This is a genomic window from Bradyrhizobium sp. SPXBL-02 (genome assembly GCF_051853065.1).
Lineage (GTDB): Bacteria > Pseudomonadota > Alphaproteobacteria > Rhizobiales > Xanthobacteraceae > Bradyrhizobium.
In genome coordinates, this window is record NZ_CP182474.1 from 4,197,723 (window position 1) to 4,224,434 (window position 26,712).

A 26,712-nucleotide genomic window follows, 5' to 3' on the forward strand; every position below is an offset into this window, starting at 1 on the left:
GCGGATGATGGGCTCGAAACTGTCGATCGCACTGATTGCACTCGCCGCGTTCACCACGGCTGCGCAGGCGCAGGACAAGACCAGCGACATCATCGCGCGCGGCGAATATCTCGCCCGCGCCGGAGATTGCACGGCGTGCCATACGGCGCCGGAAGGCCGCCTCTTCGCCGGCGGCCGCGCCATGCCGACCCCGTTCGGCACGCTCTACACCTCCAACATCACGCCGGATCCCGACACCGGGATCGGCAAATGGAGCGCCGACGATTTCTACAAGACCATGCACAGCGGCCGCTTCCCCGATGGCGGGCTGATCTATCCGGCGATGCCGTTCGCCTCCTACACCAAGGTCACGCGCGCCGACAGCGACGCGATCTACGCCTATCTGCGCTCGATTCAGCCTGTGAACCAGAAGAACAAGCCGCACGAGCTGCGCTTCCCCTACGACAATCGCCAGCTCATCCTGGGCTGGCGCACGCTGTTCTTCACCGAGGGCGAGTTCAAGCCCGATCCGAAGAAATCGGCGGAATGGAATCGCGGCGCCTACCTGGTCGAGGGCCTCGGCCATTGCGGCATGTGCCATTCGCCCATCAACGCCCTTGGCGGCACCTCGCAATCGGATGCCTTCAAGGGCGGCCTGATCCCGATGCAGAACTGGTACGCGCCGTCCCTCACCTCAAACCGCGAAGCGGGGCTCGGCGACTGGAGCATCAAGGACATCACCGACCTGCTCCAGACCGGTGTTTCCATGCGCGGCGTGGTCTACGGCCCGATGGCCGAGGTCGTGCACAACAGCCTGCAATATCTGAACGACGAGGACACCAGGGCAATGGCGGTGTACCTCAAGAGCATTGCGGAGCCCTCGCCGTCGCCGCCGGCAAGCTCGACACTGCCGACCAGCGAGAGCAGCCTCTTGATCAGCCTCGGCAAGACCGTTTACGACAAGCACTGCGCGAGCTGTCACGGCGTTCAGGGCGAAGGCAAGCCGCCGCACTGGCCGCCGCTCGCCAACAACCAGTCGATCGAGATGCAGTCGGCGGTCAATCCGATCCGCATGGTGCTCAATGGCGGCTATCCGCCGGGCACCAAGGGCAACCCGATGCCCTACGGCATGCCGCCGTTTGCGGGGCTTCTGTCCGATAACGAGATCGCTGCCGTCGTCTCCTACATCCGCACCGCCTGGGGCAATCGCGGCACGCCGGTCTCGGCGCGCGAGGCCAACGAGCTGCGCTCCGCACCGCTGAACTGAGACCCAGAGATCCGTCATGATCAATTCCGACCCGCCGACCAGCCCAGCCGCCGCCGACCAGGCGATCGACGAGGTCGTCGCCCAAGGCCCGTCCGGGGCGATCGTGCTTGCCGGCATCGCCACGGCCTGCGTCGTCGCAATGTGGTTTGCCTTCTATCTGTTCGTCTTCCTGCCGCGCGGACCGCTGCAATGAGCGCCCAGGACACTCACGCCAGCGCCAGCGCCGAGGTCGCGGCCCGCGTCGAGCGGCGCTGGGCGACCATTGCCGTGATCATCATCGTGATGATGGCGCTGCTCGCGGCATTCGCCGGTATCCATCGCGCGACCATGCCGCAGCCGCGCGTCGAAACGACCGATCCATCCCGGCTGCATCTCTCAGGCGAATTTGTCGAGAGCAATCTCGGCAGCGTGCTCGAGGCGAACGGCAATGTGACCGTGCGCGCGATCGGCCAGCAATATTCCTTCACACCGGCCTGCATCCTGGTTCCTGCGGACACGCCGATCACCTTGCGCGCCACCAGCGCCGACGTCGTGCACGGCATCCTGATCCAGGGCACCAACGTCAACGCCATGCTGGTGCCGGGCTACATCTCCGAACAGCTCATGCGTTTCACGAAGACCGGCGATTATCTGATGCCCTGCCAGGAGTTTTGCAGCTTCGGCCACGAAGGCATGTGGGGCAAGGTCAAGGTGATCGAAAAGGCCGAATTCGCCGGTCGTGCGAAGGGTGGCGGGAGGCTGAGCTGTGTTGGCCAATAGGAAGCTCATCCTAGCTCATTTCTGGCTCGCTTTTGCCGTGTTCGGCATCGCGCTCGCGCTCGGCGCCTGGCAGATGTTCATCCGCAGCCCGATCGGCACCTGGCTGTCCAATCCCGAACTGTACTACCGCTCGCTGACCGCGCATGGCACGGTGATGGGCTACGTTTTCCCGACGTTGGTCGCGATGGGTTTTGGCTATGCCATAGCCGAGTCCGCGCTGGAGCAGCGCCTGGTCGGGGTGCGCTGGGCCTGGACCGGGTTCTGGCTGATCGTCGCCGGCAGCATCATGGCGGTGATCCCGATCGCGCTCGGCCGCGCCTCGGTGCTCTACACCTTCTATCCGCCGCTGATCGGCAACGTGTTCTACTATCTCGGCGTCGTGCTGGTCGTGGTTGGCTCGTGGGTCTGGGTCGCGCTGATGTCGATCAATTTGCGCGTCTGGCGCAAGGCCCATCCCGGCGCGCCGGTGCCGCTCGCCATGTTCGCCAATGTCGCAGGCTCCTATTTATGGGCCTGGACCGCAGTCGGCGCCGCGCTCGAGCTGTTGCTCCAGATCATTCCCGTCGCGGCGGGCCTGAAGAGCACAATCGATGCCGGCCTTGCCCGCGTGTTCTTCTCCTGGACGCTGCACGCCATCGTCTATTTCTGGCTGATGCCAACCTACATTGCCTATTACACCATCGTGCCGCGCGCGATCGGCGGGCGGGTCTATTCCGACACCATGGCGCGCATCTCCTTCATCCTGTTCCTGGTGGTCGCGATGCCGATCGGCATGCACCATACCTTTGCCGATCCGCAGGTCGGCGCCGGCTTCAAGTTCATCCATTCGGCTTTCACCGCGTTGGTCGCGCTGCCGACGCTGCTGACCGTGTTCACGATCTGCGCCTCGGTCGAGATCGCTGCGCGGCTGCGCGGCGGGCGCGGCCTGTTCGGCTGGATCAGGGCCCTGCCCTGGGACAATCCGATGATGCTGGCGCTGGCCTTCTCGTTCGTCATGCTCGGCTTCGGCGGCGCCGGCGGCCTGATCAACATGAGCTATCAGCTCGATGCGTCCATCCACAACACGCAGTGGATCACCGGCCATTTCCACCTGATCTTCGGCGGCGCCATCGTGATCATGTATTTCGCGATCGCCTATGATCTGTGGCCGCATCTGACCGGCCGCTCGCTGATCGATCTCCGCCTGATCCGGACCCAGCTCTGGCTCTGGTTCGTCGGCATGATGGTCACCACCTTCCCGTGGCACTGGGTCGGCATTCTGGGCATGCCGCGCCGCATGGCCTATTTCGACTTCGCCGATCCAGCGATCTCGCCGCAGGCGCTGTCCGTGACCCTTTCGGCGATCGGCGGATTCATCCTGTTGGCCTCGGGGGTTCTGTTCCTGGTCATTCTTGCGCGCGGCATGCGCGCGCCGCAGGCTGACGCCGGGCCCTATCGGTTTGCGCTGGCCGTGCACCAGCCGGCGACCGTGCCGGTCGCGCTCAACACCTACGCCCTGTGGGTCGGGCTGATGATCGCGCTCACCCTCACCAATTACGGCTACCCGATCCTGACGCTGGCGCTGAACGAAGGCACCTCGGTGCCGGCCGTCTATGTGGGAGCGCAGTGATGAGCGCGCGCGACCTCTTCAGCTTCCGTAACCCGCATTTTACGACGGCTGTCGGCGTCACCGCCGCGATCCTCATCGTGACCGCGATCGGCGGCTTCATCGTGCTGCCGTTCGCGCAGCCCTGGGTCCAGTTCGCCAATGTCTGGGATGCGATCTGTAGTGCCGCCGGCCTGCCACAGCGCGCGGCAACCGTCACGGCGCCCGAGCAGACCAAGCGTCTGTCCGACGTCGTGCTTACCTCGAATACGCTCTCACGGCCGAGCCAGGAGGCGATCGGCCGCGGCGCGACGCTGGCACAGCGTTGCGCCATCTGTCACGGCCCGACCGGCATCAGTCGCGCGGACTCCCCCAACCTTGCGGGCCAGTATGCCGCGGTCATCTACAAGCAGCTGCACGACTTCCGCTCGGGCGCGCGCACCAATGCCGTGATGTCGCCGTTTGCGGTCAATCTGACCGACCAGGAGATCGCCGATCTCTCTCACTATTATGCCTATCTGCCGCGGCTGCCGGCCTATCATCCGACGCCGCAACTGCCGAAGCCCAACATCGTCATCTATGGCGCGCCGATGCGCGGGATCGCGCCCTGCGGCTCCTGCCATGGCAGCCTCGACAACAAGACCGGCAGCCCATGGCTCGAAGGACAATCGGAGACGTACATGAAGGCGCAGCTTCAGGCCTTCGCGTCAGGCGAGCGCCGCAACGACATCAGCCAGCAGATGCGCAACATCGCGCGCGCGATGACGCCGCAGGATATCGAGCAGGCGGCGGCGTATTACGCCTCGCAGCCGCCGGATGTGGTGAAGGCGGTGGATTGAGCCTCACTGTCATTGCGAGCGAAGCGAAGCAATCCAGACTCTTTCCGCGGAGGGATTCTGGATTGCTTCGTCGCAAGGGCTCCTCGCAATGACGGCGGAAAGAGTGTGCCTACGTCGATGCCACCTTCGGCCGACCGTAGATCGCGTCTGCCCGTTTCTCGAACGCCGTCGAGAACCGCGCGAAGGCGGCGTCGAACATCGAGCCCATCAGCATCGCCAGCATGCGGCTCTTGAATTCGTAGGCGAGGAAGAACCCGACGTCGCAGACGCCCTCTCCCTTGGGCTCGAACGTCCAACGATTTTCCAGATTCCTGAACGGACCTTGCAGGTATTCGACGAGGATTTTCAGATTGGCGCGGTCGAGCGTCACGCGGCTGGTGAAGGATTCCTTGACCAGCTTGAACGACACCGTCATGTCGGCGACCAGCACCTCGGTGCCGTCGGGCTTCGCCATGCGCTGGCGCACCTTCAGCGCGCTGCACAGCGGCACGAATTCCGGGTAGCGCTCGACATCGGCGACCAGATCGAACATCTCGGACGCGCTGTGGTTGACACGGTGCTTGCTCGAAACTCGATGCATGGTACGTCAGCTGGCGTGAGCTGCCCGCGCAGCCTTCAGTCTCGCGAAATCCTCGCCGGCATGATGCGACGAGCGGGTGAGCGGGCTCGCCGACACCATCAAGAAGCCCTTGGTGTAGGCGATCTTTTCGTAGGACGAGAACTCGTCCGGCGGCACGTAGCGCATCACCGCGTGATGCTTGCGGGTCGGTTGCAAATATTGCCCGATGGTCAGGAAATCGACGTCGGCCGAACGCAGATCGTCCATCACCTGCTGCACCTCGTGGCGCTCCTCGCCGAGGCCGACCATGATGCCGGACTTGGTGAAGATGGTGGGATCGAGCTCCTTGACCCGCTGCAGCAGCCGGATCGAGTGGAAATAGCGCGCGCCGGGCCGCACCGTGAGATAGCGCGACGGCACCGTCTCGAGATTGTGGTTGAACACGTCAGGCTTCGCCGCAACGACGATTTCGAGTGCCCCCTCCTTGCGCAGGAAGTCGGGCGTCAGGATCTCGATCGTGGTCGAGGGGCACGCGGCGCGGATGGCGCGGATGGTCTGGGCAAAGTGCTCGGCGCCGCCATCGGAGAGGTCGTCACGGTCGACCGAGGTGATGACGACGTGGGCGAGGCCGAGCTTGGCCACGGCCTCGGCAACGTTCTGCGGCTCGGCCGCATCCAGTGCATTCGGCAGCCCGGTCTTGACGTTGCAGAAAGCGCAGGCCCGGGTGCAGGTGTCACCCATGATCATGAAGGTCGCGTGCTTTTTGTCCCAGCACTCGCCGATATTCGGGCAGCCCGCCTCCTCGCACACCGTATGCAGGCCGTTCGCGCGCACGATATTGCGGGTGTCGGCGTAGCCGCGGGTGTTGGGTGCGCGCACGCGGATCCAGTCCGGCTTCGGCGGCGAAGCGGAATCGGGGCGGTTCACCTTTTCGGGGTGGCGTGGGCGCAGCGGGTTCGCGATGGTATCGACAATAACGACCATGGGGTGTCCGGTCTGTTCAGGTCCTACCTAGTCGGTCTGGCCCGGCATCGCAACCCGGCTCGCCCCGCTTCAGGGAACATGGCAGATATGGGCAATATCCTGCTCTGTTCTCAGGCGATTCTCACCTCGAATGGCTCCAATCTCGAAGACTTCTCCACCGCGGCTCGGCAAGCCCCTGAAGCGCGCCTTCTTCGGGCGCAGCGTGCACGAGGTCGCACCCGACCTGATCGGTGCCACCATGCTGGTCGACGGTGTCGGCGGCATCATCGTCGAGGTCGAGGCCTATCATCATACCGACCCGGCTGCGCACTCCTACCGCGGGGCGACGCCGCGGAACCAGGTCATGTTTGGCCCGCCCGGCTTTGCCTATGTCTACCGCTCCTACGGCATCCATTGGTGCGTGAACTTCGTTTGCGAGGAGGAAGGCTCGGCCAGCGCCGTGCTGATCCGTGCGCTGGAGCCGACGCATGGCCTGGCTGCGATGCGCCGACGCCGGCACATGCAGGACGTGCATGCGCTGTGCTCTGGCCCGGGCAAGCTGACCGAGGCACTCGGCATCACCATCGCGCACAACGCCCTGCCGCTGGATCGGCCGCCGATCTCGCTGCATGCGCGGACGGAGGAGATGGAGGTCGCAACCGGCATCCGCATCGGCATCACCAAGGCGGTCGAGCTGCCCTGGCGCTACGGCGTCAGGGGCTCGAAGTTTCTGAGCAAGCCGTTTCCGAAGTAGCCCTAAGACGCCTGCTTCAGCCGCTCCAGCGCCTCCAGCAGCTTGGCCTTGCGGGCCAGCGCCGCCTCGCGCTTTTCGCGCTCCTCCTCGACGACCTCCTCGGCCGCGTTGGCGACGAACTTTTCGTTGGCCAGCTTGGACTCGGCACGCTTGATGTCGGCCTCGGCCTTGGCGATCTCCTTGTCGAGACGCGTGCGCTCGGCGGCCACGTCGATCACGCCCTTGAGCGGCAGCGCGGCGACCTCACCGCGCACCAGCAGCTGGACAGCGCCGTCAGGCGCGCGGTCGGCGAACGAGATATCCGACAGCCGCGCCAGGCGCTTGATGACATCGGTCCAGCGCGGCGCGCGCTCCTTCGTCTCGGCGGAGGCGCCGGCAAGCACCAGCGCCGTCAGCGTTGCCGGCGCGATGTTCATCTCGGCGCGCACCGAGCGGATCTGCGTGACGAGGTCGATGACCCAGCCGATCTCGGCCTCGGCCTTGGGATCGGCAAAGTCGGCATGATCGAAGATCGGCAGCACCCAGGCCGGCGAGACGAGCGCATCGGTCGGTCCCGTGGTCACCGCGAGCATCGCGAGCTGCTCCGGCGTCGGCTCGACCGGCCTCAGCGGCCACGGTGCCAGCGCGAGCAGGCCGTCGCGCTTGGCCGTCACCTCCCACAGCTCTTCGGTGATGAAGGGCATGAAGGGATGCAGCAGCTTCAGGATCTCGTCGCGCGCCCAGGCGACCATGGCGCGGGTCTCGTCCTTGGCAGGGCTGTCCGGACCGAGCAGCACGGGCTTGGCGAGTTCGACATACCAGTCGCAATAGACGTTCCAGACGAAGCGGTAGATGCTGCCGGCGGCATCGTTGAAGCGATAGGCCTCGATCGCCTCGGTCACCTCGCGCGTGGTGTGGGCGGTCTCATGCGCGATCCAGCGGTTCAGCGTCTCCTTTGCCTTCGCCGGCTCGAAGCCTTCCGGCACGGCGCAGTGGTTCATCTCCGCGAAGCGGCACGCGTTCCAGAGCTTGGTCGCGAAATTGCGATAGCCTTCGACGCGGCTGGTGGCGAGCTTGATGTCGCGGCCCTGCGCTGCCATCGCCGCCAGCGTGAAGCGCAGCGCGTCCGCGCCGTATTCGTCGATCAGGTGGAGGGGATCGATGACGTTGCCCTTCGACTTCGACATCTTGGCGCCCTTCTCGTCGCGGACGAGGGCGTGGATGTAGACGGTCGAGAACGGCACCTCCTTCATGAAGTGCAGGCCCATCATCATCATGCGGGCGACCCAGAAGAAGATGATGTCGAAGCCGGTCACCAGCGCATTGGTCGGGTAGTAGCGCTCTACCTCGGGCGTGTCGTCGGGCCAGCCGAGCGTCGAGAACGGCCACAGCGCCGAGGAGAACCAGGTGTCGAGCACGTCCTCGTCGCGCGTGATGAAGCCTTCGCGCTTGTTGCGGTCGAGCGCCATCTCGCGGCCCTGCTCGGCCGTGATGACCTCCTGCTCGACGTAATAGCCGAGCGCGTGGCTGACGGCCTCCTCCTCGGTCTCGGCGACGAACACCTTGCCGTCCGGCCCGTACCAGGCCGGGATCTGGTGGCCCCACCAGAGCTGGCGCGAGATGCACCAGGGCTGGATGTTCTCCATCCAGTCGAAATAGGTCTTTTCCCAGTTCTTCGGCACGAACGTCGTTTCGCCCGAACGCACCGCGGCGATCGCAGGTCTCGCCAGCGTCTTGGCGTCGACGTACCACTGGTCGGTCAGGTAGGGCTCGATCACGCTGCCAGAGCGATCGCCGTGCGGCACCATGTGGGTGTGGGGCTCGATCCGCTCGACGAAGCCGAACGATTCCAGCCGCTCGACGATGCGCTTGCGCGCGGCGAAGCGGTCGACCTTGTGGAACTCCTCGGCGAATTGCGCGGCGCCTTCGGGCAGGTCGCGCAGATAGTCCTCATTGTCGAGGAGATCGAGGCAGCCTTCCCTGTCGAGCACGCTGATGCGACGCAGGCCGTGGCGATTGCCGACCTCGAAATCGTTGAAGTCGTGCGCCGGCGTCACCTTGACCGCACCAGATCCCTTCTCAGGATCGGAATACTCGTCGGCGACGATCTGGATCTTGCGGCCGACCAGCGGCAGGACGACGTTCTTGCCGATCAGCTTCTGATAGCGCTCGTCCTCCGGATGCACGGCCACGCCGGTATCGCCGAGCATGGTCTCGGGGCGCGTGGTGGCGACGACGATGAAGCTCGAGGGATCCTCCGGGCTGAAGGTCTTGCCCTCGATCGGGTAGCGCAGATACCAGAGGCTGCCCTTGACCTCGGTCTGCTGCACCTCGAGATCCGAGATCGCAGTGAGCAGCTTGGTATCCCAATTCACCAGCCGCTTGTCCTTGTAGATCAGGCCCTCACGGTGCAGTTCGACGAACACCTTGATGACGGCCTTCGACAGGCCCTCGTCCATCGTGAAGCGCTCGCGCGACCAGTCGCAGGACGCACCGAGCCGCTTGAGCTGGTTGATGATGGTGTCGCCGCTCTCGGCCTTCCACTGCCAGACCCGCTCCAGAAACTTCTCGCGGCCCATCTCGCGGCGACCGGGCTGCTGACGCTCCATCAGCTGCCGCTCGACCACCATTTGGGTGGCGATGCCGGCATGGTCGGTGCCGGGCTGCCAGAGCACGTCGCGGCCGCGCATGCGCTCGAACCGGCACAGGATGTCCTGCAGCGTGTTGTTGAGGGCGTGGCCCATGTGCAGCGAGCCCGTCACGTTCGGCGGCGGGATCACGATGGTGAAGGGCACGGCATCACGGCGGTCGGGCCGGCCAGCCTTGAACGCAAGGCTGTCCTCCCACACCACGGACATGCGGGTTTCGATATCGGCGGGCTGGTAATTTTTCTCGATCATGGGGCTGCTAGAAAGCCGCGGGAGGGGGCCAAGTCAACGAAAAGGTCAGGGAAAAACGAGGCGGCAACGGCGCTTTCCGGCCCGGTCGGGGCGCGGATATGACACCCAAGCCGGGCTTTATGAGGGCCTGTCGGCCGCCCTCAGCGGCCGCCGCGCGAGACCCGCTCGATTTCGGCCTTCACGATGCGTTCAACGAGGCCGGGCAGGTTGTCGTCGAGCCAGGACTTCAGCATCGGCCGCAGCATCTCCTTGACGAGGTCCTCCAGCGTGCGCGCGTTGCTGCTGAGCACCGTATGGGCCAGGGAGTTGAAGGCGGATTCGACCGCGGAGACCGTCGATTGCGCGAGGATCGGCTGCTGCGGGGGCAGCGGCGGCGCGTCGAAGTCCACCGGCGCGTAGGACGGCGGCGGAGCGGGCCGCGGCGGTTCGGCGAATTCGAGATCGTCGCGCGGCTCGACCTTGCGGAAGCTCGGCGGCGGCGGAGGCGGCGTCGGGTCCATCGCCATGTCGTCGGTCAGCTCGAGCACGTCCGGCTCGGGCTCTGGCTCTGGTTCGGGCGCGCGGACCTCGGGCGCAGGTGTGGCCGCATCGAGGCCAGCCAGCAACGCGTCGATATCGTCCTGGCTGTTGGATGCGTCCGCCGCGGGCGCCGGTGGCGGCGCCGGCTTTGCGGCCGGCGGCGGTGCAGCAGGCTTCTCAGCAGCCGGTTTGGGTGGAGCGACCTTGGATGGCGGAATGTCGTTCATCGCCTGCGGCTTCGCCGGCGCGGCTGGCGCCGCCGCCTTCTCGGGCTTGGCGGCCTCGGCCGGCGGGGGCTTTGCCTCATCGTCGGCAATGATGCGCCGGATCGAGGCCAGAATCTCCTCCATGGAGGGTTCTGTGACCTTTGCAGGCTGCGTCATCTCCGACTCCACATCATCAACGCCCTCGCATGCGTTGTTTTACACCAAGCACGGCAGGATTGGCCGGTTCCGCAACGACAGGCCCGTCATTTTCGTCGCCGCAGCCCGACTTGTCCCCAGATCACGGCTCAACGTGCAGCGGCGTGCCCTGCCCCCGGCACCGAAGCGTTACGCACACGACATCAACGCGGGGCGAATCGACCCGCATCATCTTGGCAAGGCTATGTCAGGGATTTTGATGATTGCAAGCAAAGCACCGGTCGACCTCGGCTGTTGGCGAGATCGACCGGATGATTGCGGGAATCAGCGCCCGTCAGGTGTGCGCACGCCGGCCCAGCTGTCGCGGACCTGATGGTAGTGAACGCTGGGGTCGTAGACCGTGGTCGCAAGGCCGAGGACTTGCGGCGAGAGACGCCCGACCGCAGCGAGGACGTTATAGGATGCAACGACGCGATCGTGCTGCGCGGTCACCAACGCAACGCGCGCATTCACCAGCGCCTGCTGCGCGTTGAGCACGTCCAGCGTGGTTCGCTGGCCGGCCTTGGCCTCCTCACGTACGCCGTTCAGGGCGATCTCGGATGCCGCCACCTGCGCCTGGGCCGACTGGACCTGCGCCTTGGTGGCCTGCAGCGAGCCCCACCATTGCACAACCGTCGCACGGGTCTGGTCGCGGGTCGTTTCGAGGTTGAGTCGCTGCTGCGCCAGGTTTTCCTTGGACTGGCGGATCAGCGCGTATTCACTGCCGCCCTGATAGATCGGCACCGAGAGCTGCGCGATCGCGGATGCGTTGAACGAGCGCAACGAAATCAAGGACTGTTCGTTGGCCTGTGTGGCCGATGCCTGGATCGTCATCGTGGGCAGCAACGCACCTTCGGCGACCTTGACCTGCAGGTAATTGACGTCGATGCCGAACATCGCAGCCGTGACGTTGGGATGCTCGATCAGGCCAAGCTCGATCGCTGCGGCAAGCGTTGAGGGGAGGAAACGATCGACAGGTGATCCGGGTGCAAGATTTGCCGGCTCGTTGCCGATGATGCGGCGGAAGTTTGCGCGCGTGGTGGTGAGATTTGCTTCCGCGGTAAGGGCCTGCGTCCTGCCGGCGGCCAGCTGTGCTTCCGATTGCGCAACGTCTGTGCGAGTCACTTCGCCGACGTTGAAGCGATCGCGGGTTTGCTTCAACGTCTGCTCGAGCACGCGCACGTTACTGCGCTGGACTTCAAGCGTGGCCGCATCGCGTAGATAGTCCATGTAGGTCGTCGCGGCCTGAAGCAGCACACTTTGATCGAGGCTGCGCAGCGCTTCGCGAGCACCGGACACTTGGCTCTCCGCCGCCCGCGTTCTGTTGGCGGTCTGATTGCCATTGTAGAGTGTCTGCGAAGCGGTAATTCCAGCGCTGCGAGGTAAGGTGGTTCCGTGGATTGAGTTGGTGCCGACGCCGCTCTGCAGATCCTGGTATTGATAGCCACCGCTCGCAGTCATCGACACCCGAGGACGATAGCCAGACAAGGCCTGCGGCACGTTTTCGTCGGTCGAGCGCACCTGGGCACGCTGCGCGTTGAGCTGCGGATTGTTCTGATAGGCGCGCACCAGCGCGCCATCGATCGTATCCGCCAAGGCAGGCGTCGGCCCGGCAAGCGCCAGCAGCAGGACCGAAACCGCAGCTCCGGTGAAGAGCTTCACCCCATGCATCCGTGAAATTCCGTTCATTCTAACGCCCGACTCGTGCCCGCGAGCTGGGTTACCGTATCAGTGGAGTCGTTGCCCCGCCGCAACATAGGACGCGGCCAAGCGCGACGGAACTACCCGAGGGTAGTTCTCAGTGGAAACTCTTCACGTGCAGCATCCCGGCCACACTTCTGATTCAGAACGGGATTTGGGGCGGCTTTGGGGCCGTCAGAAGACAAACGCAGCCGCGCGCTCCAGCCCGGGAAGGACCGGGGCGGCGGCGTCGAACAGCGCCCGGTGGCCGAATTCGCCGTGGGTACGGGTCACAATCATGGCGCGCGGCGGCCTCGATTCGGCCGACACCCCCACCAGGCGCCCACCCTCCTTCAGCTGCCCGAGCAGAGCTTCGGGCAGCACTTCGGCCGCCCCGTTGAGGACAATCACGTCATAGGGGGCGGCAGCGGGATCCCCGTCGGTACAGGCCGCCGCCTTGCAGGCGACATTGGCCAGCCCCTGGGCGGTGAAGGCGTCCCCGGCCTTGGCGGCCAAAGCCGAATCGCACTCGGTCGCCGTGACCTGCCGCGCCAGCTTGGCGGCCAGTGCGGCGAGATAGCCGGTGGCGCAGCCGACGACCAGCACGTTGTCACCCTCGCCGATTTCGGCGGCCTGAAGCAGCTTGCCGGTCAGCGCCGGCTTGATCAAAAACCGCTTGGCGGTGCCTTCGCTCACGTCGAGATCGAGATCGAGGTAAGCCAGCGCCTGCCTGCCGGCCGGCACAAAGGCTTCGCGCGGCACCGTGAGCATGGCATCGAGAACACGACGGTCGGTGACGTCATTGGTGCGCACCTGGCCATCGACCATTTTTTGGCGCGCGGTCGAAAAACCGGACATTTGCGGACCCTGCAATGCGGACGATGCCGCGGAGAAAAATCGCGGCATCTTTGGAGCATGCTCGGTCAAAACGCAACATGGCCGTTGGCGGTGGCGCACCGCGCTCCGCAACCCTCCTGATGGGGGCGCGACGAGCCCTATTCGATGGCGACGGCCAGGCGGCCGATCAGGGCAGCGACCTTGTCCAGCCTCGCCGAATCCGGCGCCTCGACTGCGCGCGCGAGACAAGCGAGGCATTGATCGTCGCTGAGCTCGGGAATGCCGGCCGGCAGAATCGAGGGGGCGATATCCGAACGGTCGACCTGGATCTCTGGCATGGGAATCAGCTCCGCAAATGTCCGGCAAATCCACGCTCGACGTGAATTGAGTCGTCCCAATGGCGAGACGACGACCGACGCAAACACATCTGTTTGACCCCGATTCCGCGCCGGACCACGGGTGCAATGTTCAAAGATCAGGGAAAGCAGATCGCGCGCCGCGTTAGGAGGCGAACACAAATCATTGAAATATCTGAAAGATTTGGCTCCCCGGGCTGGATTCGAACCAGCGACCATCCGATTAACAGTCGGATGCTCTACCGCTGAGCTACCGAGGAAAAGGCGAACCATTCGTTCGCGCGCGGCTGCGTATAACAAAGCCGCTTGCGCTTGCAAAGGACGAATTCGTCATCATCCGCAACGCGCTCGGGAGGGGCCTGGAATGGCCTCTCCTCCGGCCCTGCCGGGCAAAGACTATTCGGCGAGGAACGAGGTGGTCTTGGTGCCGGGGTCGTAACGCAAGCGGAGCGCGGTGAACTTGCAGAGATTGACGTTCTTCCACAGCACCGACTCGTCATAGTTCTGCCAATCGACGCGAATGTTCCAGACGCAGCCCTCGTCGTCGTCGTCGAACTCGACATAGGTGCTGGCCTGGTTCTGCAACACCTTGTCGAGTTCGTTCTCCCATTCGTCCAGCCCGTCATCCGGCGCGTTGAAGCCGAGGAACTTGATGGCATAGCCGGTCTCGTTGACGACCGTGACGTTGCGGGCATCGGCCGCAAGCGACGGCGCAGCGGCGATCGAAAGACTGACGGCCATCAGTCCAGACAGAAATTGCTTCATGTGAAATTCTCCGATCGAAACAGGTCTCAGCGCCCGACGTCGATCGACGCAGGCGCTGCGGCAAACAAAACGTTGCCTCAAGACAAGTCCGGAGCGAGATCGAACGATTCAAGAGACGATCGGTCTGCACTTCCGAACGTTTGCGCGACGCGAGACGCGCCCAGCCTGTTTATCGGTTGGAATTCTCCGCAGCAATGAACGGGCATTCATAGTTCGGCAGGGCTTGTTTTCTCCGGCACAGGCGCCGGCACGGCCGCGCCGTTGCTCTTTCCCGTCACGGCGCCGACCAGCGCCTTCACCGGATCGTCGCCCGGCGCAAAGCCGCTCTGGCGCAGGATCTCGTCGATCATCGGGCGCAGCGCGTGCACCTTGAGCAGCTCGCCGGCAAGGCCTTCGCCGAAGCCCACATTGCCTCCGCCGGCGCCGTTGCCGCCGAAAGCGCCGCCGGTGTGCAGGATGCGGACGTCCTTGAGGTTCGCGATCGGCTTCACCATCTCGGCCAGGGCCGAGGGCATGGTCTCGATCCGCTTCTTGGCGATCTCGAAATCGATGACGTTGCTGCCGAGCTTGTTCTGCGCCTCGTTCTTCATGGTGATGACGGCAGCTTCCGCCTCGCCGATGTTGCGCACGCCGACCGCCTTGATCTTGTTGGATTCGGCTTCCGCCGTGGCCAGCGTCTTGACGGCCTCGGCACGGTCGAGCGAGGCCTTCTTCTCGGCTTCGGCCGCAACGATCAACTCGGTCGACTTGCGCTCGGCCTCGGTCCGGGCGGCGAGCACCTGGGTGAGACGGGCGCGATCGGCGACCTCGACCGCGCGTGCAGTCACGACCTTTTCTTCGGCCGAGACGGCGAGCGCTTCGGCGGCCTTGGCCTCGGCAACGGCTTCCGAGGTCTGCTTGCTCTTCGCTGCGATCTGGATCTCGTTTTCCTGCGTCGCGATCTGGATCTCGCGCTGGGCGTCGGTCTTGCGCTTGTTGATTGCGAGGTCCGACTCGATGACCGCGGTTTCCTTGACCTGCTTGGCGCCGGCCTCCTTCTCGGCAACCGCCCTGTCGGTGTCGATGCGGGCATTCTCCTCGGTCAGGCGCGCGGTCTGCGTCGCGGTTGCGACCTCGGCGCGGGTGCTCGCGGTCTTGTTGGCGATGTCTCGCTCCTGGGAGAGCTCGGCTTCCTTCTTGGTCCGCTCGATCCCGAGGGTCTGCTGCCGCGCCTCGAGGTCCTTTTGCGCGATCGCCACCTCGTTGTCGCGCACGATGGCGTTGCGATCGCGGCGGCGGGTCTCGGTGACCGTCTTCAACTGGGTGAGACCTTCGGCGTCGAAGAAATTCTCCGGGTTGAAGAACTTGACGTCGGTCTGGTCGAGCTTGGTCAGCGACACCGATTCCAGTTCGAGCCCGTTCGATTTCACGTCGGACTCGACCGTCGATTGCACGTGCTTGACGAAGTCCGAGCGCTTCTCCTGAAGCTCCAGGATGCTCATGGTCGCCGCGACCGAGCGCAGACCGTCGACGAATTTCGCTTCGACCTGGTTGCGTAACGCTTCGGCGTCGTTGGTCAACGCGCCCAGCGTCTGGCTCGCGAGCGCGATGCTTTCCTCGTCCGGGCGGACGCGCACATAGAACTCGGCCACGATGTCGACGCGCAGGCGGTCCTTGGTGATGAGGGATTCCCGCTCCTTGCGCTCGACGGTGAGCCGCAGCGTCTTCAGATTGACGCTGGCGTAGGAGTGGAAGATCGGCAGGATCATGGCGCCGCCGTCGAGCACCACCTTCTTGCCGCCGAGCCCGGTGCGCACGAAGGCCTCGTCGCGGGTGGCGCGCTTGTAGAGAATGGTAAAGACGATCCCCAGGACGACGATCAGCGCGACGCCAATCACGGCCGGGACTGCGATGTCGAACATGGCTTTCTCCGCTGTAGGACTTGCTAACTGCTTAGAGTGGGCTTGGACGGCTTGAGTTCATCGTCGGCCTTCACCGCGACGAAACGGGTGCCATCGCGGTCGACCAGCAGGACCATGGTTCCCTGCGGCAAAGGCCCCGATGACGGCGCCGCGACCGCCGAGACGAAATGACGGTTGCCGTGGACGTCGGCGACGCTGACGCGGCCCGGCGGCCCCTGGTCGAGCGGGCCGACGACGACCTCCCCGATGCGGCCGACGAGATCGCCCAAGCCGACGACGTAGCTTTCGTCCTTGGGAATGATCCGCGCGATAGCCCGGCTGGCGGAGCGGACCAGCGGAACCGACACCACGACGGCGGCGGCAGAGGCGACCGTCGCCGGCAAGGGACCTGCAACAAACCGGGCGATGTCCTGGATCAGGAAGCCGGTAATGGAAAAGGCGCCGAGCAGCAACAACAGGAAGATCAAGAGCGGCACGCCACCGACATTGACCCAGGAGATGGCATTGAGCACGCCGTTGTCGCTGGGATGGGCGAAATCGATGTTGGTGCCGAGCATCTCGCTGAGCGAGGCCCCCACCAGCATGGAGACCACCTCGATCGAGCCGACGATGACGATCATGGCCGCCGCGATAGCGAACGGCCTGACTTCCGGCGACATGACGTGTTCGAGCAGAGCGCTCATGACACGGCACTCAGGAGCCCGACTTCAACCGGGCCAGCCGCGCTGCAATTTCCTTGTCGCGATGCAACGTGCTGAGCTCGTCGATGTCGCTCGAATAAGGGATGCCCGGAGGCACGCCGGTGGCCCGCGCCACCGCCCTGCCCGCGCGCAACGCCTTCGCGGCAGCGGAGGTGCCGCCGGATTTCCGCGACGACGTTGATGCCTGTGGGCTGGCATGTGCCTCGCTCTTTTCGAGATCGGCGCGGCGCTGCTCGGCATCCTGGAGCGCCGACAGCACCGCGCGCAGCGAGGTGACGCATTGCTCTATCTTCTCGTTGTTCTCGTCGATGGCCCGCGAGAGCACCTCGAACTGCGCCTCCAGATCCATCTGCCGCGCGATGCCGGCGCGAGCGAGATCGTCGCGGCCATCGGCGATCGCGCCCTCGATCTTGGCGGTCAGATCGGTCATCGCGCGCTCGATTTCGCTACGGCGCGCGTTGAGGCGGTATTCCTCGGCCCGCGCGGCGGCGAGCGCATCTCGCGCTTCGCTCTCGGCGCGCTCGATCTCGCGGATGGCCTGTCCGACCACCTTGAGCTTGTTCTTGCCTTCCGCCTGCTCGATCGCATCGTACGCGATCCCGGCGATCAGGCGCCCGACACGGGACAGGAAGTTGTCGGGAGCGGCAGCGATGGTATCCATGGCGTTCTCCTCCTCTGGCAGGCTGTTCGGCGTGACGCCGTAGTGAACTTCGAAACCGTCGTCGGTGCGGATGAGGCGCGCCGGCACGCTCTGCCCCCAGCCCTCGGCATAGCCGGCGTAGTCGAAGGGCACGCTGAAGCGCCCCTGCACGGTCGCGATCGAAATGGTGGCGGGCCCTTTGATCTTGGCGAGCTTGTCGTCGAGCGGCAGGCGGCGTCCTTGGGCGGCGCGATACTCCGTGCGGTCGCGCAGGCCGAGCGTCACCAGCCGCGAGGGCAGCGCGGTCTGTTTGCGGATCGGCTCGTAGGCATGGGCGTGGATCAGGACCACGTTGGAACCCACATTGTGAGCCCGCGCCACCTCGTCGAGGATCTCCATCATGCGGTCATAGGCCTGAAACGTCGCCTCGATGGCGGCCTTGGCGGCCGGGTCAGGGGCAAGCCTGTAACGCAGCGCAGACGGCGCGTGTCGGGGCGATTGGCTCATGGAAAGCACTAAAGCACCATTTTGGTGCTTTCGAAAGAGGAAGCTCGATCACGTTCCGCTGATCCCTATGCACTCTGTCGGTTAGTCGCGGCGCTCCGGGCCCGCGTTCAAGGCGGCCTGATCACCCCTAGCTCACGGCCGATCAAGACTTCTTGCACGCGTCGGTTGCAATTTGAGGCGAAATGCGGGGACGGTTCGGCAGGCCGTGGTTCATCAATGGGGCTTCGAATGCTGGAAACCAACTGATATCGGCCGGCGCCGCAACTTCTTCGCGTTTACGAATCATTCGGTGAGCTAATTTTGACAGAGCTATGACGATTGCCGACCAGGATGCGACGAGAGAGCGAAGCATCCACGTCCGGTATCCGCAGCAAATCCACAGCATATCCACAGGGTGACTGTGGCGGATTCGCGAGCCCGTGCGATGCCCTTGCTGCGCACAAACCCACAAGCGGGGCCGTTCAGCCACCCGCCTGGTCGAACACGGATCGGCAGGCCTCGCTGAGGCTGGCGCGGTTGCGGCGCAGGCAGGTGGTGATGGCGCGGACGTTGGGGATCTCGCCGGCGCACAGCCGGTAGACGTCGGGGGTACAGGCCCGCCGCTGCTCCGCTGTTCCCTGCGCATGGGCGGCGGAGGCAAACAGCGTCAGGAACAGCCCGACCGTCGAGGCGCCCCGCGCCCGGCTCTTCACGCCCGCAAACCGCAAGAATCTCGCCTTCATGACCAGTCTCCCGCTCTACCCTGCCCGCTCCGGCCTGCATTGGCCGGCATGGTGCAAAGGGGTAGGAGAAATAAACCGCTGAGAATGTGATCTCTTTCACACCCGCCGCGAGGCGGCGGCGCTTAGGGTTCCATGGGGATTTTCAGGAATCGCTAACCATTCGGATCCCGATCGCCGCATCGTTAAAATGCGAACGATCGGGTCAATCCGGAAACAAACCGACTTTGCGACATTGCGCCATCCGCGTTCTGCGAGGGTGTGATGAGCGAAGCCGAATTCAATTTGCTGCTGGATGCTGTCCGGGACGCCATGGTCTTTGAAGATTTCGCGCCCGTGCCGGTGGAGGAATTCGTGCCCCGCTCGTGGAGCTTCGACGCGACGCCCAAGGCTGCCAATGACAACGAGGGCGCCTGGCCCCTCTTGCCCTTTCCCGACGGCTGGTACGCGGCCTGCTGAGGCCGACTTCACGTCAGCGGATGCGGCTCGCCTTGCGGGCGGCCCACCACCGAGCCCCCACGCCCAGCGTCACGACGATCAATTCTTGGCGCGCTCGTCGCCGTCCTGCGGCGCCCGCTCGGGTACGGCCGGTGGGAAGATGCTGTCATAGATCGCGCGCGCCTCACGAATGAGACGAGCCCGCTCCAGCTCGGATTTCGAGACAAATCGGACGATTTCGCCCACGTGCTCTCCAGCGCTCAGTTGATGGGAACATGCATCGCTTCGCACATGCGAAGTCTGTGCCATGGGACAATCGCGGGTTTCCGCCAAGCCCCGGACAAACCCGGTGGGCGCGGCAATGCAGGCCTTGCCGGCACTGCCGTGAAAGCCGCGGCGAGTTCGCACTTTTGCTGAAAAATCAGGAGCTTGTAATGGAGGCCACGACCAGAATTGAACTGGTGTACACGGTTTTGCAGACCGTTGCGTAACCACTCCGCCACGTGGCCCCGTAGGGGCGGAGCAATATAGGGGATCAATGGCCGAGGCAACCGCCTTCGTCCGACTTTGACGGCACTAGCCTTTTCCAATGTGGACCAAAGTCAGGCGCGCTTGCCGCGCCGGAAGTCGCGCCGACGGCTCTTCGGCGCGGGTTTGGGCGCGAGTTCCGGCATCTCTGCCTGGACCTCGCGGTAGCGCGCCAGCATCCGTTCGAAACTGGTAAGCAATGTCTCGGCGATGTCGGAACGCCGCTCGAGGCCGGCCAGAATCGTCGCCGCCGCTTCGATGGTCGAGAGACCGTCGCGGCGCGGCTCCTTGCGCAGGCGTCCGTAGCGCGAGGGGCGTGACGGATTGAGGATCACGCGCTGGCATTTCAGCATCCAGGGATTGCGCCACCACAGCGCCTTGGCCTGGCTCCAGGTGCCGTCGAGCAGCACCACGCCTTCGAGCTTGCCGAGGAGCGCGCGCTGGTTCTCCGCGACCTCGCCCTTGCGGTTGAGCGCGACGATCTCGCCTTCAGCATCGAGATCGGCCGCGCGTGCCGAGCCGAGATAGAGCACGGCCCAGTGCGAGGCAATCTCGACCGGCCGTCCCAGCGCCTTGGACAGGCTTGGCCAGGACAGGCCGACCCGCACGGTGGCATCGGCGAAGTGCCTGGCCAGCAGCCGCGCCGTGCCGAGCGCTCTGTCCTGCTCCTGCGGATGCTGGAGGATCAGGAGCGAGAGCCGGTTCTCGATCGGCGTGACGCTGTCGCAAATGCAGAGCGGCATCGGCTTCTGGCAATGCGGGCATTCAGGGATCGGTTCGGCCGGCGCGGCGACGGTGTCGGGCGGGTTGGACATGGCGCCGCTATACGCTTGAAGCGGCGCGTCAACAACCTATTCCGCCGGTGCCGCCAGCGGCCGCGGCACGGAGCGGCGCCGCATGCGGTCGATCAGCAGGTAGATCACGGGCGTCGTGTACAGCGTCAGGATCTGCGAGACGAACAGGCCGCCGATGATGGTGATTCCGAGCGGGCGGCGCAGCTCCGTGCCGGGGCCGGTCGCGATCACCAGCGGAATGCCGGCAAACAGCGCCGCCATGGTCGTCATCAGGATCGGGCGGAAACGCGCCTGGCAGGCCTCGAAGATCGCCTCGGCCGAGGACAGGCCGCGCTGGCGCTCGGCTTCGAGCGCGAAGTCCACCATCATGATCCCGTTCTTCTTGACGATGCCGATCAAGAGGATGATGCCGACGAAGGCAATTACCGTCAGCGGCGTGTTGGTGAGCTGCAAGGCGAGCAGCGCACCTAAGCCGGCCGAGGGCAGCGTCGAGATGATCGTGAGCGGATGGGCGAGGCTCTCATAGAGCACCCCGAGCACGATATACATCGCAACCAACGCGCCGAGGATCAAGAGCGGCTGGCGGCCGCTCGTCCTGGCGAAGTCGCCGGCATTGCCGTCGAAGCTGCCGCGAATGCCTTCCGGCATGTGCAACTCATCGACCGCGCGCTGGATGTTCTGCGTCGCCGCCTGAAGCGGCACGTCCGGCATCAGGTTGAAGGACACCGTAGTCGATGGGAACGACTGCGAATGATAGACGGCGAGCGCAGCGAGTCCGCGCGTCGCGCGCACCACGGCCGACAGTGGCACCTGCGCATCTCCGGCGCCGGCGACGTAGATGCGATCGAGATTGGAGGGGTCGACCTGGAACTTCGGGTCGATCTCCAGCACGGTCATGTACTGGTTGCGCTGGGTGTAGATGATGGAGATCTGCCGCTGTGCGAACGCGTTGTTCAGCGCGTTGTCGATGTCCTGAACCCTGACGCCGAGCGCGGACGCCTTCTGGCGGTCGATCGAGAGCGTCAGCTGCAGTCCGCCGGGGTCGCGATCGCTGGAGATGTCGGTGATGCCCTCCACGCTCTCCATGCGCTTGGCCACGATCGGCGCCCATGTCTGCAGCAGGCCGAGATCGGTGCTGGTGAGCGTATATTGGTAATCGGAATCGCTCTGCCGCCCGCCGGCGCGCACGTCCTGGGCGGCGAACATGAAGAGGCGGATGCCGGGCACGGGATACAGCGCCCGCCTGAGCCGGTCGATCACGACCTCCGTCGACACGTGCGCGCGCTCCTCCGGCGGTTTCAGGCTGATGAACATGGTGCCGCGGTTCGAGGTCGCCGGCCCCGGGCCCCCGCCTCCGCTGCCGACGGTCGATCCGATGCCGGCCACGGCCGGATCCTTCATCACGATCTCGGCGAGCCGCTGCTGCAGGCCGAGCATCGACTGGAACGAGATATCGGCCGAGGCGCGCGTCGCGCCGATGATCAAGCCGGAATCGTCCGTCGGGAAGTAGCCTTTGGGGACCTTGACGTAGAGCGTCACCGTGAGCGCGATGGTGGCGAAGAACACCAGCAGCGTCAGCAGCGGGAATTCCAGCACTGTGCGAAGGCTGCGAGCGTAGAACCCGATGGTGCGCGACAGCGTGCCTTCGATGATGCGGTCGAACAGCGTTGCCGTGCCGGAGGTGGTCTGCCGGATGTAATGGGCGCAGATCATCGGCGTGACCGTCAGCGACACCAGCGTCGAGACCAGGATGGCGAAGGTCAGCGTCAGGGAGAATTCGCGTAAGAGCCGGCCGACGACGCCGTCCATGAAGATCAGCGGCGTGAAGGCCGCGATCAGCGACAGGCTGATCGAAACCACGGTGAAGCCGATCTGCTTGGCGCCCTCCTGCGCCGCCCGGAACGGGGGCATGCCGTGCTCGAGATTGCGGAACATGTTCTCGATCATGACGATGGCATCGTCGACGACGAAGCCGACGGAGATGGCGAGCGCCATCAGCGACAGATTGTCGATGGAGAAGCCCGCGACCCACATGCCGGCGCAGGTCCCGGCGAGTGCCAGCGGCACCGAGATGCCGGCCGCGATGGTCGGTGTGATCCGCCGCAGGAACAGGAATACGACGACCATCACCAGGACAGCCGTCGCCAGTAGCGTCCATTGCATATCCAGCACGCTGGCGCGGATCGTGCCGGTCCGATCGACCAGGGTGGAGATTTCGACTCCGGCGGGAATCCACTGCTTCAGCTCGGGGATCAGCGCCTTGACCCGGTCGACAGTGTCGATGACGTTGGCATCGCCCTGCTTGGTGATCTGGATCAGAACCGCCGGTTGCCTGTTGAACCAGGCGATCGAGCGGACGTTGCGGACGGAATCCTCGATGTCGGCGACATCGGACAGACGCACGAAATTGCTGCCCGAGCTCTTGATGACGATGTCGCGGAACTCCTTCGCCGTGCGCATCTGCTTGTTCAGCGACAGCGTCTCGCTTTGACGTTCGCCCTCGAAGATGCCGACGGGGCCGAGCGCGTTGGCGCCGATGATCGCGGTGCGCACGTCGTCGGTCGCTATTCCAGCATTGGACAGTGCGACTGGGTTGAGCTGCACGCGCACGGCCGGCTGGTCGGCGCCGGAGATCGACACGTTGCCGACGCCCGGTACCTGTGAGATGCGTTGCGCCAGCACGCTGTCGGCGACGTCGTAGATCGCCGACGGAGAGATCGTCTTGGAGGTCAGCGCCAGCACGAAGATGGGTGCGCCGGCCGTGTTCGCCTTGCGGAAACGCGGCAACGTCGGCAGGTCGCTCGGCAGGTCGACCATCGCGGCGTTGATGGCCGCCTGCACGTCGCGCGCGGCCTTGTCGATGTTGCGGCCGATATCGAACTGGAGTTGGATGCTGGTCGTGCCGAGGCTCGAGGTCGAGGTGATCTGATTAATTCCGGCGATCTCGCCGAGACGCCGCTCCAAGGGTGAAGCCACCGTCGCCGCCATCACGGATGGATCGGCGCCGGGCCGGCTGGCGGAGACGAAGATGGCGGGGAAGTCGACGTTCGGGACTGAGGCGACGGGCAGGAACTCGTAGGCGACGACACCCAGCAGGAACAGCCCGATCGACAGCAGCGTGGTCGCGACCGGACGGCGGATGAAGGGCTCCGAGATCGACGCCATCACTGCATCCCCTCGGTCGCGCCGGCGACCGGCGGGCCGCCGGATTCGGTCGGCGGCAACGCCCGCTCGAGACGGCGGTTGATGCGATCGAGCGCGAGATAGATCACGGGCGTCGTGTAAAGTGTCAGTAGCTGGCTGAGCAGAAGGCCGCCGATGATGGAGATGCCGAGCGGGAAGCGCAGCTCGGCGCCGGTGCCGCTCTCGATCGCCAGCGGCAACGCCCCGAACAGCGCCGCCAGCGTGGTCATCATGATCGGGCGGAAGCGCAAGAGACACGCCTGCACGATCGCTTCATGGGGCGACATGCCCTGCCCGCGCTCGGCCTCGAGCGCAAAGTCGATCATCATGATCGCGTTCTTCTTGACGATGCCCATCAGGAGGATGATGCCGATCAGGCCGATCACCGAGAGGTCCTGCCCGCACAACATCAGCGCCAGGATGGCGCCGACGCCGGCCGAGGGTAGCGTCGAAAGAATCGTGATCGGGTGGATGTAGCTCTCGTAGAGCACCCCTAACACGATGTAGATCGTGATCACGGCGGCGAGCAGCAGCCAGGGCTGGCCGGCCAGCGCCTTGGCGAACTCGGCGGCATCGCCGGCATAGATGCCGACGATGCTGCCCGGCATTTCGATGCGGGTCTCGATCACCTTCACGGCTTCGACGGCATCGCCGAGCGCCGCGCCCGGCGCGAGGTTGAAGCTGAGCGACACCGACGGGAATTGTGCCTGGTGCGAGATCGCCAGCGGCGCCGTGGTCCGCTTCAGCGTCGCCACGGCGGACAGCGGCACCTGGGCATTGGGCGCGCCGGCGGTGGCGCTCGCCGCGCCCGGCAGATAGAGCTTTGAGAGGATCGAGGGATCGCGCTGGTACATCGGCAGCGCCTCGAGCACCACGCGGTACTGGTTGGCCTGGCCGTAGATCGTCGAGATCTGCCGCTGTGCGAAGGCATCGTTCAGCGTGTCGGTGATTCCTTGCAGGCTCACGCCGAGCTGGCCGGCCCGGGTGCGGTCGACGTCGAGCTGCGCCCGCAGGCCGCCCTCCTGCGCCTCCGAGGAGACGTCGCGGAACAGGGGATCGCGCCGCATCTCCGCAACCAGCTTGCGCGCCCATTCCGAGACCAGCGTCGCATCGGTGCCGGTCAACGTGTACTGGTATTGCGAGCGGCTCGACTGGGTCGAGATCTGCACGTCCTGCACCGGCTGGAAATAGACGGTCATGCCGGGGATGCCGGAGACCCTCTCCTTCAGCCGGGTCACGACCACGCTGACATCGTCACGGCGCTCGCCGCGCGGCCGCAAGCTCATGACGAGGCGGCCGACATTGGTGGTCGGGTTGACGGAGCCCGCACCGATCACCGAGACCACGCCGACCACATCAGGATCAGCCCTGATGGCGTCCGCCGCCTCGGCCTGCCGCCTCTTCATCTCCGCAAACGACACGTCGGGCCCCGCCTCCGTCACCGCCGTGATCGAGGCGGTGTCCTGCAGCGGCAGGAAGCCCTTGGGCGCGACGACATAGAGCACCAGGGTCGCGATCAGCGTGGCGAAGGTCACGACCAGTGTGGCGCGCTGGCGCTCCAGCACCCACAACAGCGATCGGTGATAGGCATGGACCGTGCGGTCGATGAAGCGGCTGATCGCGGCCAGTCCCGGCACGGCCAGCTCCTCGTGGGCGTGCTTGAGCAGCCGCGAGCACATCATCGGCGTCAGGGTCAGCGAGACCACTGCCGAGGTCACGACCGCGATGGTCAGGGTCAGCGCGAACTCGCGGAACATGCGCCCGACCAGGCCCGACATGAACAGGAGCGGGATGAACACCGCGATCAGCGAGACCGTCAGCGATATCACGGTGAAGCCGATCTCGCTGGCGCCCTTGAGCGAGGCTTCCATCGCGCCATCGCCATTCTCCATGTGGCGCACGATGTTCTCGATCATGACGATGGCGTCGTCGACGACGAATCCGGTGCCGATCGTCAGCGCCATCAGCGACAGATTGTCGAGGCTGAAGCCGGCAAAATACATGATGCCGAAGCTCGTGATCAGCGACAACGGCAGCGCGACGCCGGCGATCACGGTCGCGCGCAACGAACGCAGGAACAACAGCACGACCAGCGTCACCAGCACGACGGCAAGGACCAGCGTGAACTGCACGTCGCGCACCGAGGCGCGGATGGTGACGGTGCGGTCGGAGACGATGGTGAGGTTCACGCCGGCCGGGATCGCGCGCTGGACCTTGGGAATTTCGGCGCGGATCTGGCTGACGACGTCGATGACGTTGGCACCGGGCTGGCGCTGGATGTCGATGATCACCGCCGGCGTGCCCTGGTACCAGCCACCGGTGCGGTCGTTCTCGAGACCGTCGACGATCTGGGCGACGTCGGCAATGGTCACCGGAGAGCCGTTGCGGTAGGCGATGATGACGGGCTTGTAGGCCTCGGCGACGGCGATCTGGTCGTTGGCGGCGATGACGTAGGATTGCTGTGCGCCGTCGAGCGAGCCCTTCGGGCCCGAGACATTGGCATTGGCGATCGCCGTGCGCAGGTCTTCCATCGCGATGCCATAGGCTGCAAGGCGCGCAAGATCGGCCTGGATACGCACGGCCGGTTTCAACCCGCCCAGCACGGAAACGCGCCCGACGCCGGAGATCTGGCTCAAACGTTGCGCCAGAATGGTGTCGGCGATGTCGCTCATTGCGCGCAGCGAGATCGTGTCCGAGCGCAGCGCGAGCGTCATCACCGGCGCATCCGCCGGATTCACCTTCGCGTAGGTCGGCGGGTAAGGCAGCGTCTTGGGCAGCACGCCGGCCGCGGCATTGATCGCGGCCTGCACGTCCTGCGTTGCCCCGTCGATGTCGCGGTTGAGATCGAACTGCAGCGAGATCTGGCTGACGCCGAACGAGCTCGTCGAGTTCATCGCCGAGAGCGACGGGATCTGCCCGAGCTGCCGCTCCAGCGGCGCGGTGATCAGCGAGGCGATCACGTCGGGGCTCGCGCCAGGCAGCTGCGTCGTCACCTGCACGGTCGGGAAATCGACTTGCGGCAACGCCGAGACCGGCAGCGCGAAATAGCCCAGCAGCCCGCCGATCAGTAGCGCAATGCCGAGCAGCGAGGTCGCGATCGGCCGGCGGATGAAGGGTTCAGAGACACCCATGGGCTGTGCCTGCCGCTGCAAGCGGCCG

Annotated in this window: 23 protein-coding genes and 2 tRNA genes; 7 read left to right on the forward strand and 18 right to left on the reverse strand. The window is 65.2% G+C overall.

Going from position 1 to position 26,712, the window contains the following annotated elements; translation table 11 throughout:
- Nucleotides 1–7 precede the first annotated feature (7 nt).
- The 5 genes from ACNJYD_RS19510 to ACNJYD_RS19530 are packed head-to-tail and all read left to right on the forward strand — an operon-like array spanning nt 8 to nt 4,429.
- Nucleotides 8–1,246 carry a cytochrome c gene (locus ACNJYD_RS19510; protein ID WP_439363034.1) on the forward strand — a complete coding sequence of 413 codons (1,239 nt, stop codon included), beginning with the start codon at nt 8–10 and terminating at the stop codon, nt 1,244–1,246.
- 16 nt (nt 1,247–1,262) lie between these two features.
- Nucleotides 1,263–1,439 carry a hypothetical protein gene (locus ACNJYD_RS19515; protein WP_260379138.1) on the forward strand — a complete coding sequence of 59 codons (177 nt, stop codon included), beginning with the start codon at nt 1,263–1,265 and terminating at the stop codon, nt 1,437–1,439.
- On the forward strand, nt 1,436–2,005 hold the full coding sequence (locus ACNJYD_RS19520) for a cytochrome C oxidase subunit II (protein WP_439363035.1): 570 nt from the start codon (nt 1,436–1,438) through the stop codon (nt 2,003–2,005). The genes ACNJYD_RS19515 and ACNJYD_RS19520 overlap by 4 nt, the downstream gene beginning before the upstream one ends.
- Nucleotides 1,992–3,614: a b(o/a)3-type cytochrome-c oxidase subunit 1 gene (locus ACNJYD_RS19525; RefSeq protein ID WP_439363036.1), complete on the forward strand. Its 1,623-nt coding sequence runs from the start codon at nt 1,992–1,994 to the stop codon at nt 3,612–3,614. Before ACNJYD_RS19520 ends, ACNJYD_RS19525 begins: the two co-directional genes overlap by 14 nt.
- Nucleotides 3,614–4,429, forward strand: a complete 816-nt coding sequence (locus ACNJYD_RS19530; RefSeq protein ID WP_439363037.1) for a c-type cytochrome — start codon at nt 3,614–3,616, stop codon at nt 4,427–4,429. The genes ACNJYD_RS19525 and ACNJYD_RS19530 overlap by 1 nt, the downstream gene beginning before the upstream one ends.
- A gap of 109 nt (nt 4,430–4,538) precedes the next feature.
- Here the strand turns inward: ACNJYD_RS19530 and ACNJYD_RS19535 are convergent, their stop codons facing one another.
- Nucleotides 4,539–5,009: a type II toxin-antitoxin system RatA family toxin gene (locus ACNJYD_RS19535; protein WP_172789079.1), complete on the reverse strand. Its 471-nt coding sequence runs from the start codon at nt 5,007–5,009 to the stop codon at nt 4,539–4,541.
- Between the two features lie 6 nt (nt 5,010–5,015).
- Nucleotides 5,016–5,972, reverse strand: coding sequence for a lipoyl synthase (gene lipA, locus ACNJYD_RS19540; protein WP_439363038.1), 957 nt, complete (start codon nt 5,970–5,972; stop codon nt 5,016–5,018).
- A gap of 130 nt (nt 5,973–6,102) precedes the next feature.
- Here lipA and ACNJYD_RS19545 point away from each other — a divergent pair, with 130 nt between their 5' ends.
- Nucleotides 6,103–6,705 carry a DNA-3-methyladenine glycosylase gene (locus tag ACNJYD_RS19545; RefSeq protein ID WP_439363039.1) on the forward strand — a complete coding sequence of 201 codons (603 nt, stop codon included), beginning with the start codon at nt 6,103–6,105 and terminating at the stop codon, nt 6,703–6,705.
- A 2-nt stretch (nt 6,706–6,707) separates the two neighbouring features.
- On the opposite strand, the gene ACNJYD_RS19550 is transcribed toward ACNJYD_RS19545, so the two are convergent.
- The 11 genes from ACNJYD_RS19550 to ACNJYD_RS19600 form a co-directional block, all read right to left on the reverse strand.
- The gene (locus ACNJYD_RS19550; RefSeq protein WP_439363040.1) at nt 6,708–9,584 is read right to left on the reverse strand and encodes a valine--tRNA ligase; all 2,877 of its coding nucleotides are present in this window, start codon (nt 9,582–9,584) and stop codon (nt 6,708–6,710) included.
- Between the two features lie 140 nt (nt 9,585–9,724).
- Nucleotides 9,725–10,486 carry a PopZ family protein gene (locus ACNJYD_RS19555; RefSeq protein WP_212257050.1) on the reverse strand — a complete coding sequence of 254 codons (762 nt, stop codon included), beginning with the start codon at nt 10,484–10,486 and terminating at the stop codon, nt 9,725–9,727.
- Nucleotides 10,487–10,789: 303 nt separating this feature from the next.
- Nucleotides 10,790–12,175: a TolC family outer membrane protein gene (locus ACNJYD_RS19560; protein WP_260379132.1), complete on the reverse strand. Its 1,386-nt coding sequence runs from the start codon at nt 12,173–12,175 to the stop codon at nt 10,790–10,792.
- Nucleotides 12,176–12,379: 204 nt separating this feature from the next.
- Nucleotides 12,380–13,042 carry a protein-L-isoaspartate O-methyltransferase family protein gene (locus tag ACNJYD_RS19565; RefSeq protein ID WP_439363041.1) on the reverse strand — a complete coding sequence of 221 codons (663 nt, stop codon included), beginning with the start codon at nt 13,040–13,042 and terminating at the stop codon, nt 12,380–12,382.
- A 137-nt stretch (nt 13,043–13,179) separates the two neighbouring features.
- Nucleotides 13,180–13,359: a hypothetical protein gene (locus ACNJYD_RS19570; protein WP_439363042.1), complete on the reverse strand. Its 180-nt coding sequence runs from the start codon at nt 13,357–13,359 to the stop codon at nt 13,180–13,182.
- 203 nt (nt 13,360–13,562) lie between these two features.
- Nucleotides 13,563–13,637: transfer RNA gene (locus ACNJYD_RS19575), tRNA-Asn, on the reverse strand.
- A 136-nt stretch (nt 13,638–13,773) separates the two neighbouring features.
- Nucleotides 13,774–14,142 (reverse strand): hypothetical protein, encoded by a 369-nt coding sequence (locus tag ACNJYD_RS19580; RefSeq protein ID WP_439363043.1) that lies wholly within the window; start codon nt 14,140–14,142, stop codon nt 13,774–13,776.
- Nucleotides 14,143–14,348: 206 nt separating this feature from the next.
- A complete protein-coding gene (locus ACNJYD_RS19585; RefSeq protein WP_172789087.1) occupies nt 14,349–16,043 on the reverse strand; it encodes a flotillin family protein in 1,695 nt (564 codons plus the stop codon).
- Between the two features lie 23 nt (nt 16,044–16,066).
- Entirely contained in the window at nt 16,067–16,726 is a 660-nt protein-coding gene (locus tag ACNJYD_RS19590; RefSeq protein ID WP_439363044.1) for an OB-fold-containig protein, read from the reverse strand.
- A 10-nt stretch (nt 16,727–16,736) separates the two neighbouring features.
- Nucleotides 16,737–17,900 carry a PspA/IM30 family protein gene (locus ACNJYD_RS19595; RefSeq protein ID WP_439363045.1) on the reverse strand — a complete coding sequence of 388 codons (1,164 nt, stop codon included), beginning with the start codon at nt 17,898–17,900 and terminating at the stop codon, nt 16,737–16,739.
- Between the two features lie 452 nt (nt 17,901–18,352).
- Nucleotides 18,353–18,613 carry a hypothetical protein gene (locus ACNJYD_RS19600; RefSeq protein ID WP_212257044.1) on the reverse strand — a complete coding sequence of 87 codons (261 nt, stop codon included), beginning with the start codon at nt 18,611–18,613 and terminating at the stop codon, nt 18,353–18,355.
- A gap of 261 nt (nt 18,614–18,874) precedes the next feature.
- Here ACNJYD_RS19600 and ACNJYD_RS19605 point away from each other — a divergent pair, with 261 nt between their 5' ends.
- The gene (locus tag ACNJYD_RS19605; RefSeq protein WP_172789091.1) at nt 18,875–19,069 is read left to right on the forward strand and encodes a hypothetical protein; all 195 of its coding nucleotides are present in this window, start codon (nt 18,875–18,877) and stop codon (nt 19,067–19,069) included.
- Between the two features lie 78 nt (nt 19,070–19,147).
- Here the strand turns inward: ACNJYD_RS19605 and ACNJYD_RS19610 are convergent, their stop codons facing one another.
- The 5 genes from ACNJYD_RS19610 to ACNJYD_RS19630 all read right to left on the reverse strand — a co-directional run bounded on the left by ACNJYD_RS19610 (nt 19,148) and on the right by ACNJYD_RS19630 (nt 26,684).
- A complete protein-coding gene (locus tag ACNJYD_RS19610; RefSeq protein ID WP_172789092.1) occupies nt 19,148–19,294 on the reverse strand; it encodes a hypothetical protein in 147 nt (48 codons plus the stop codon).
- Nucleotides 19,295–19,483: 189 nt separating this feature from the next.
- A tRNA-Cys gene (locus ACNJYD_RS19615) sits at nt 19,484–19,557 on the reverse strand.
- Nucleotides 19,558–19,650: 93 nt separating this feature from the next.
- Complete coding sequence (locus ACNJYD_RS19620; protein ID WP_439363046.1) at nt 19,651–20,391, reverse strand: tRNA-uridine aminocarboxypropyltransferase; 741 nt, start codon at nt 20,389–20,391, stop codon at nt 19,651–19,653.
- Nucleotides 20,392–20,427: 36 nt separating this feature from the next.
- Nucleotides 20,428–23,535 carry an efflux RND transporter permease subunit gene (locus tag ACNJYD_RS19625; protein ID WP_439363047.1) on the reverse strand — a complete coding sequence of 1,036 codons (3,108 nt, stop codon included), beginning with the start codon at nt 23,533–23,535 and terminating at the stop codon, nt 20,428–20,430.
- Nucleotides 23,535–26,684 (reverse strand): efflux RND transporter permease subunit, encoded by a 3,150-nt coding sequence (locus ACNJYD_RS19630; RefSeq protein ID WP_439363048.1) that lies wholly within the window; start codon nt 26,682–26,684, stop codon nt 23,535–23,537. Before ACNJYD_RS19630 ends, ACNJYD_RS19625 begins: the two co-directional genes overlap by 1 nt.
- Nucleotides 26,685–26,712: the final 28 nt, after the last annotated feature.

What these genes read in the sequence shown, in the direction of transcription:
- ACNJYD_RS19510 (WP_439363034.1), top strand. Translation starts at nt 8, where the DNA reads ATGGGCTCGAAACTGTCGATCGCACTGATTGCACTCGCCGCGTTCACC.
- ACNJYD_RS19515 (WP_260379138.1), top strand. Translation starts at nt 1,263, where the DNA reads ATGATCAATTCCGACCCGCCGACCAGCCCAGCCGCCGCCGACCAGGCG.
- ACNJYD_RS19520 (WP_439363035.1), top strand. Translation starts at nt 1,436, where the DNA reads ATGAGCGCCCAGGACACTCACGCCAGCGCCAGCGCCGAGGTCGCGGCC.
- ACNJYD_RS19530 (WP_439363037.1), top strand. Translation starts at nt 3,614, where the DNA reads ATGAGCGCGCGCGACCTCTTCAGCTTCCGTAACCCGCATTTTACGACG.
- ACNJYD_RS19535 (WP_172789079.1), bottom strand. Translation starts at nt 5,009, where the DNA reads ATGCATCGAGTTTCGAGCAAGCACCGTGTCAACCACAGCGCGTCCGAG.
- lipA (WP_439363038.1), bottom strand. Translation starts at nt 5,972, where the DNA reads ATGGTCGTTATTGTCGATACCATCGCGAACCCGCTGCGCCCACGCCAC.
- ACNJYD_RS19545 (WP_439363039.1), top strand. Translation starts at nt 6,103, where the DNA reads ATGGCTCCAATCTCGAAGACTTCTCCACCGCGGCTCGGCAAGCCCCTG.
- ACNJYD_RS19550 (WP_439363040.1), bottom strand. Translation starts at nt 9,584, where the DNA reads ATGATCGAGAAAAATTACCAGCCCGCCGATATCGAAACCCGCATGTCC.
- ACNJYD_RS19555 (WP_212257050.1), bottom strand. Translation starts at nt 10,486, where the DNA reads ATGACGCAGCCTGCAAAGGTCACAGAACCCTCCATGGAGGAGATTCTG.
- ACNJYD_RS19560 (WP_260379132.1), bottom strand. Translation starts at nt 12,175, where the DNA reads ATGCATGGGGTGAAGCTCTTCACCGGAGCTGCGGTTTCGGTCCTGCTG.
- ACNJYD_RS19565 (WP_439363041.1), bottom strand. Translation starts at nt 13,042, where the DNA reads ATGTCCGGTTTTTCGACCGCGCGCCAAAAAATGGTCGATGGCCAGGTG.
- ACNJYD_RS19570 (WP_439363042.1), bottom strand. Translation starts at nt 13,359, where the DNA reads ATGCCAGAGATCCAGGTCGACCGTTCGGATATCGCCCCCTCGATTCTG.
- ACNJYD_RS19580 (WP_439363043.1), bottom strand. Translation starts at nt 14,142, where the DNA reads ATGAAGCAATTTCTGTCTGGACTGATGGCCGTCAGTCTTTCGATCGCC.
- ACNJYD_RS19585 (WP_172789087.1), bottom strand. Translation starts at nt 16,043, where the DNA reads ATGTTCGACATCGCAGTCCCGGCCGTGATTGGCGTCGCGCTGATCGTC.
- ACNJYD_RS19590 (WP_439363044.1), bottom strand. Translation starts at nt 16,726, where the DNA reads ATGAGCGCTCTGCTCGAACACGTCATGTCGCCGGAAGTCAGGCCGTTC.
- ACNJYD_RS19600 (WP_212257044.1), bottom strand. Translation starts at nt 18,613, where the DNA reads ATGAAGGCGAGATTCTTGCGGTTTGCGGGCGTGAAGAGCCGGGCGCGG.
- ACNJYD_RS19605 (WP_172789091.1), top strand. Translation starts at nt 18,875, where the DNA reads ATGAGCGAAGCCGAATTCAATTTGCTGCTGGATGCTGTCCGGGACGCC.
- ACNJYD_RS19620 (WP_439363046.1), bottom strand. Translation starts at nt 20,391, where the DNA reads ATGTCCAACCCGCCCGACACCGTCGCCGCGCCGGCCGAACCGATCCCT.
- ACNJYD_RS19625 (WP_439363047.1), bottom strand. Translation starts at nt 23,535, where the DNA reads ATGGCGTCGATCTCGGAGCCCTTCATCCGCCGTCCGGTCGCGACCACG.
- ACNJYD_RS19630 (WP_439363048.1), bottom strand. Translation starts at nt 26,684, where the DNA reads ATGGGTGTCTCTGAACCCTTCATCCGCCGGCCGATCGCGACCTCGCTG.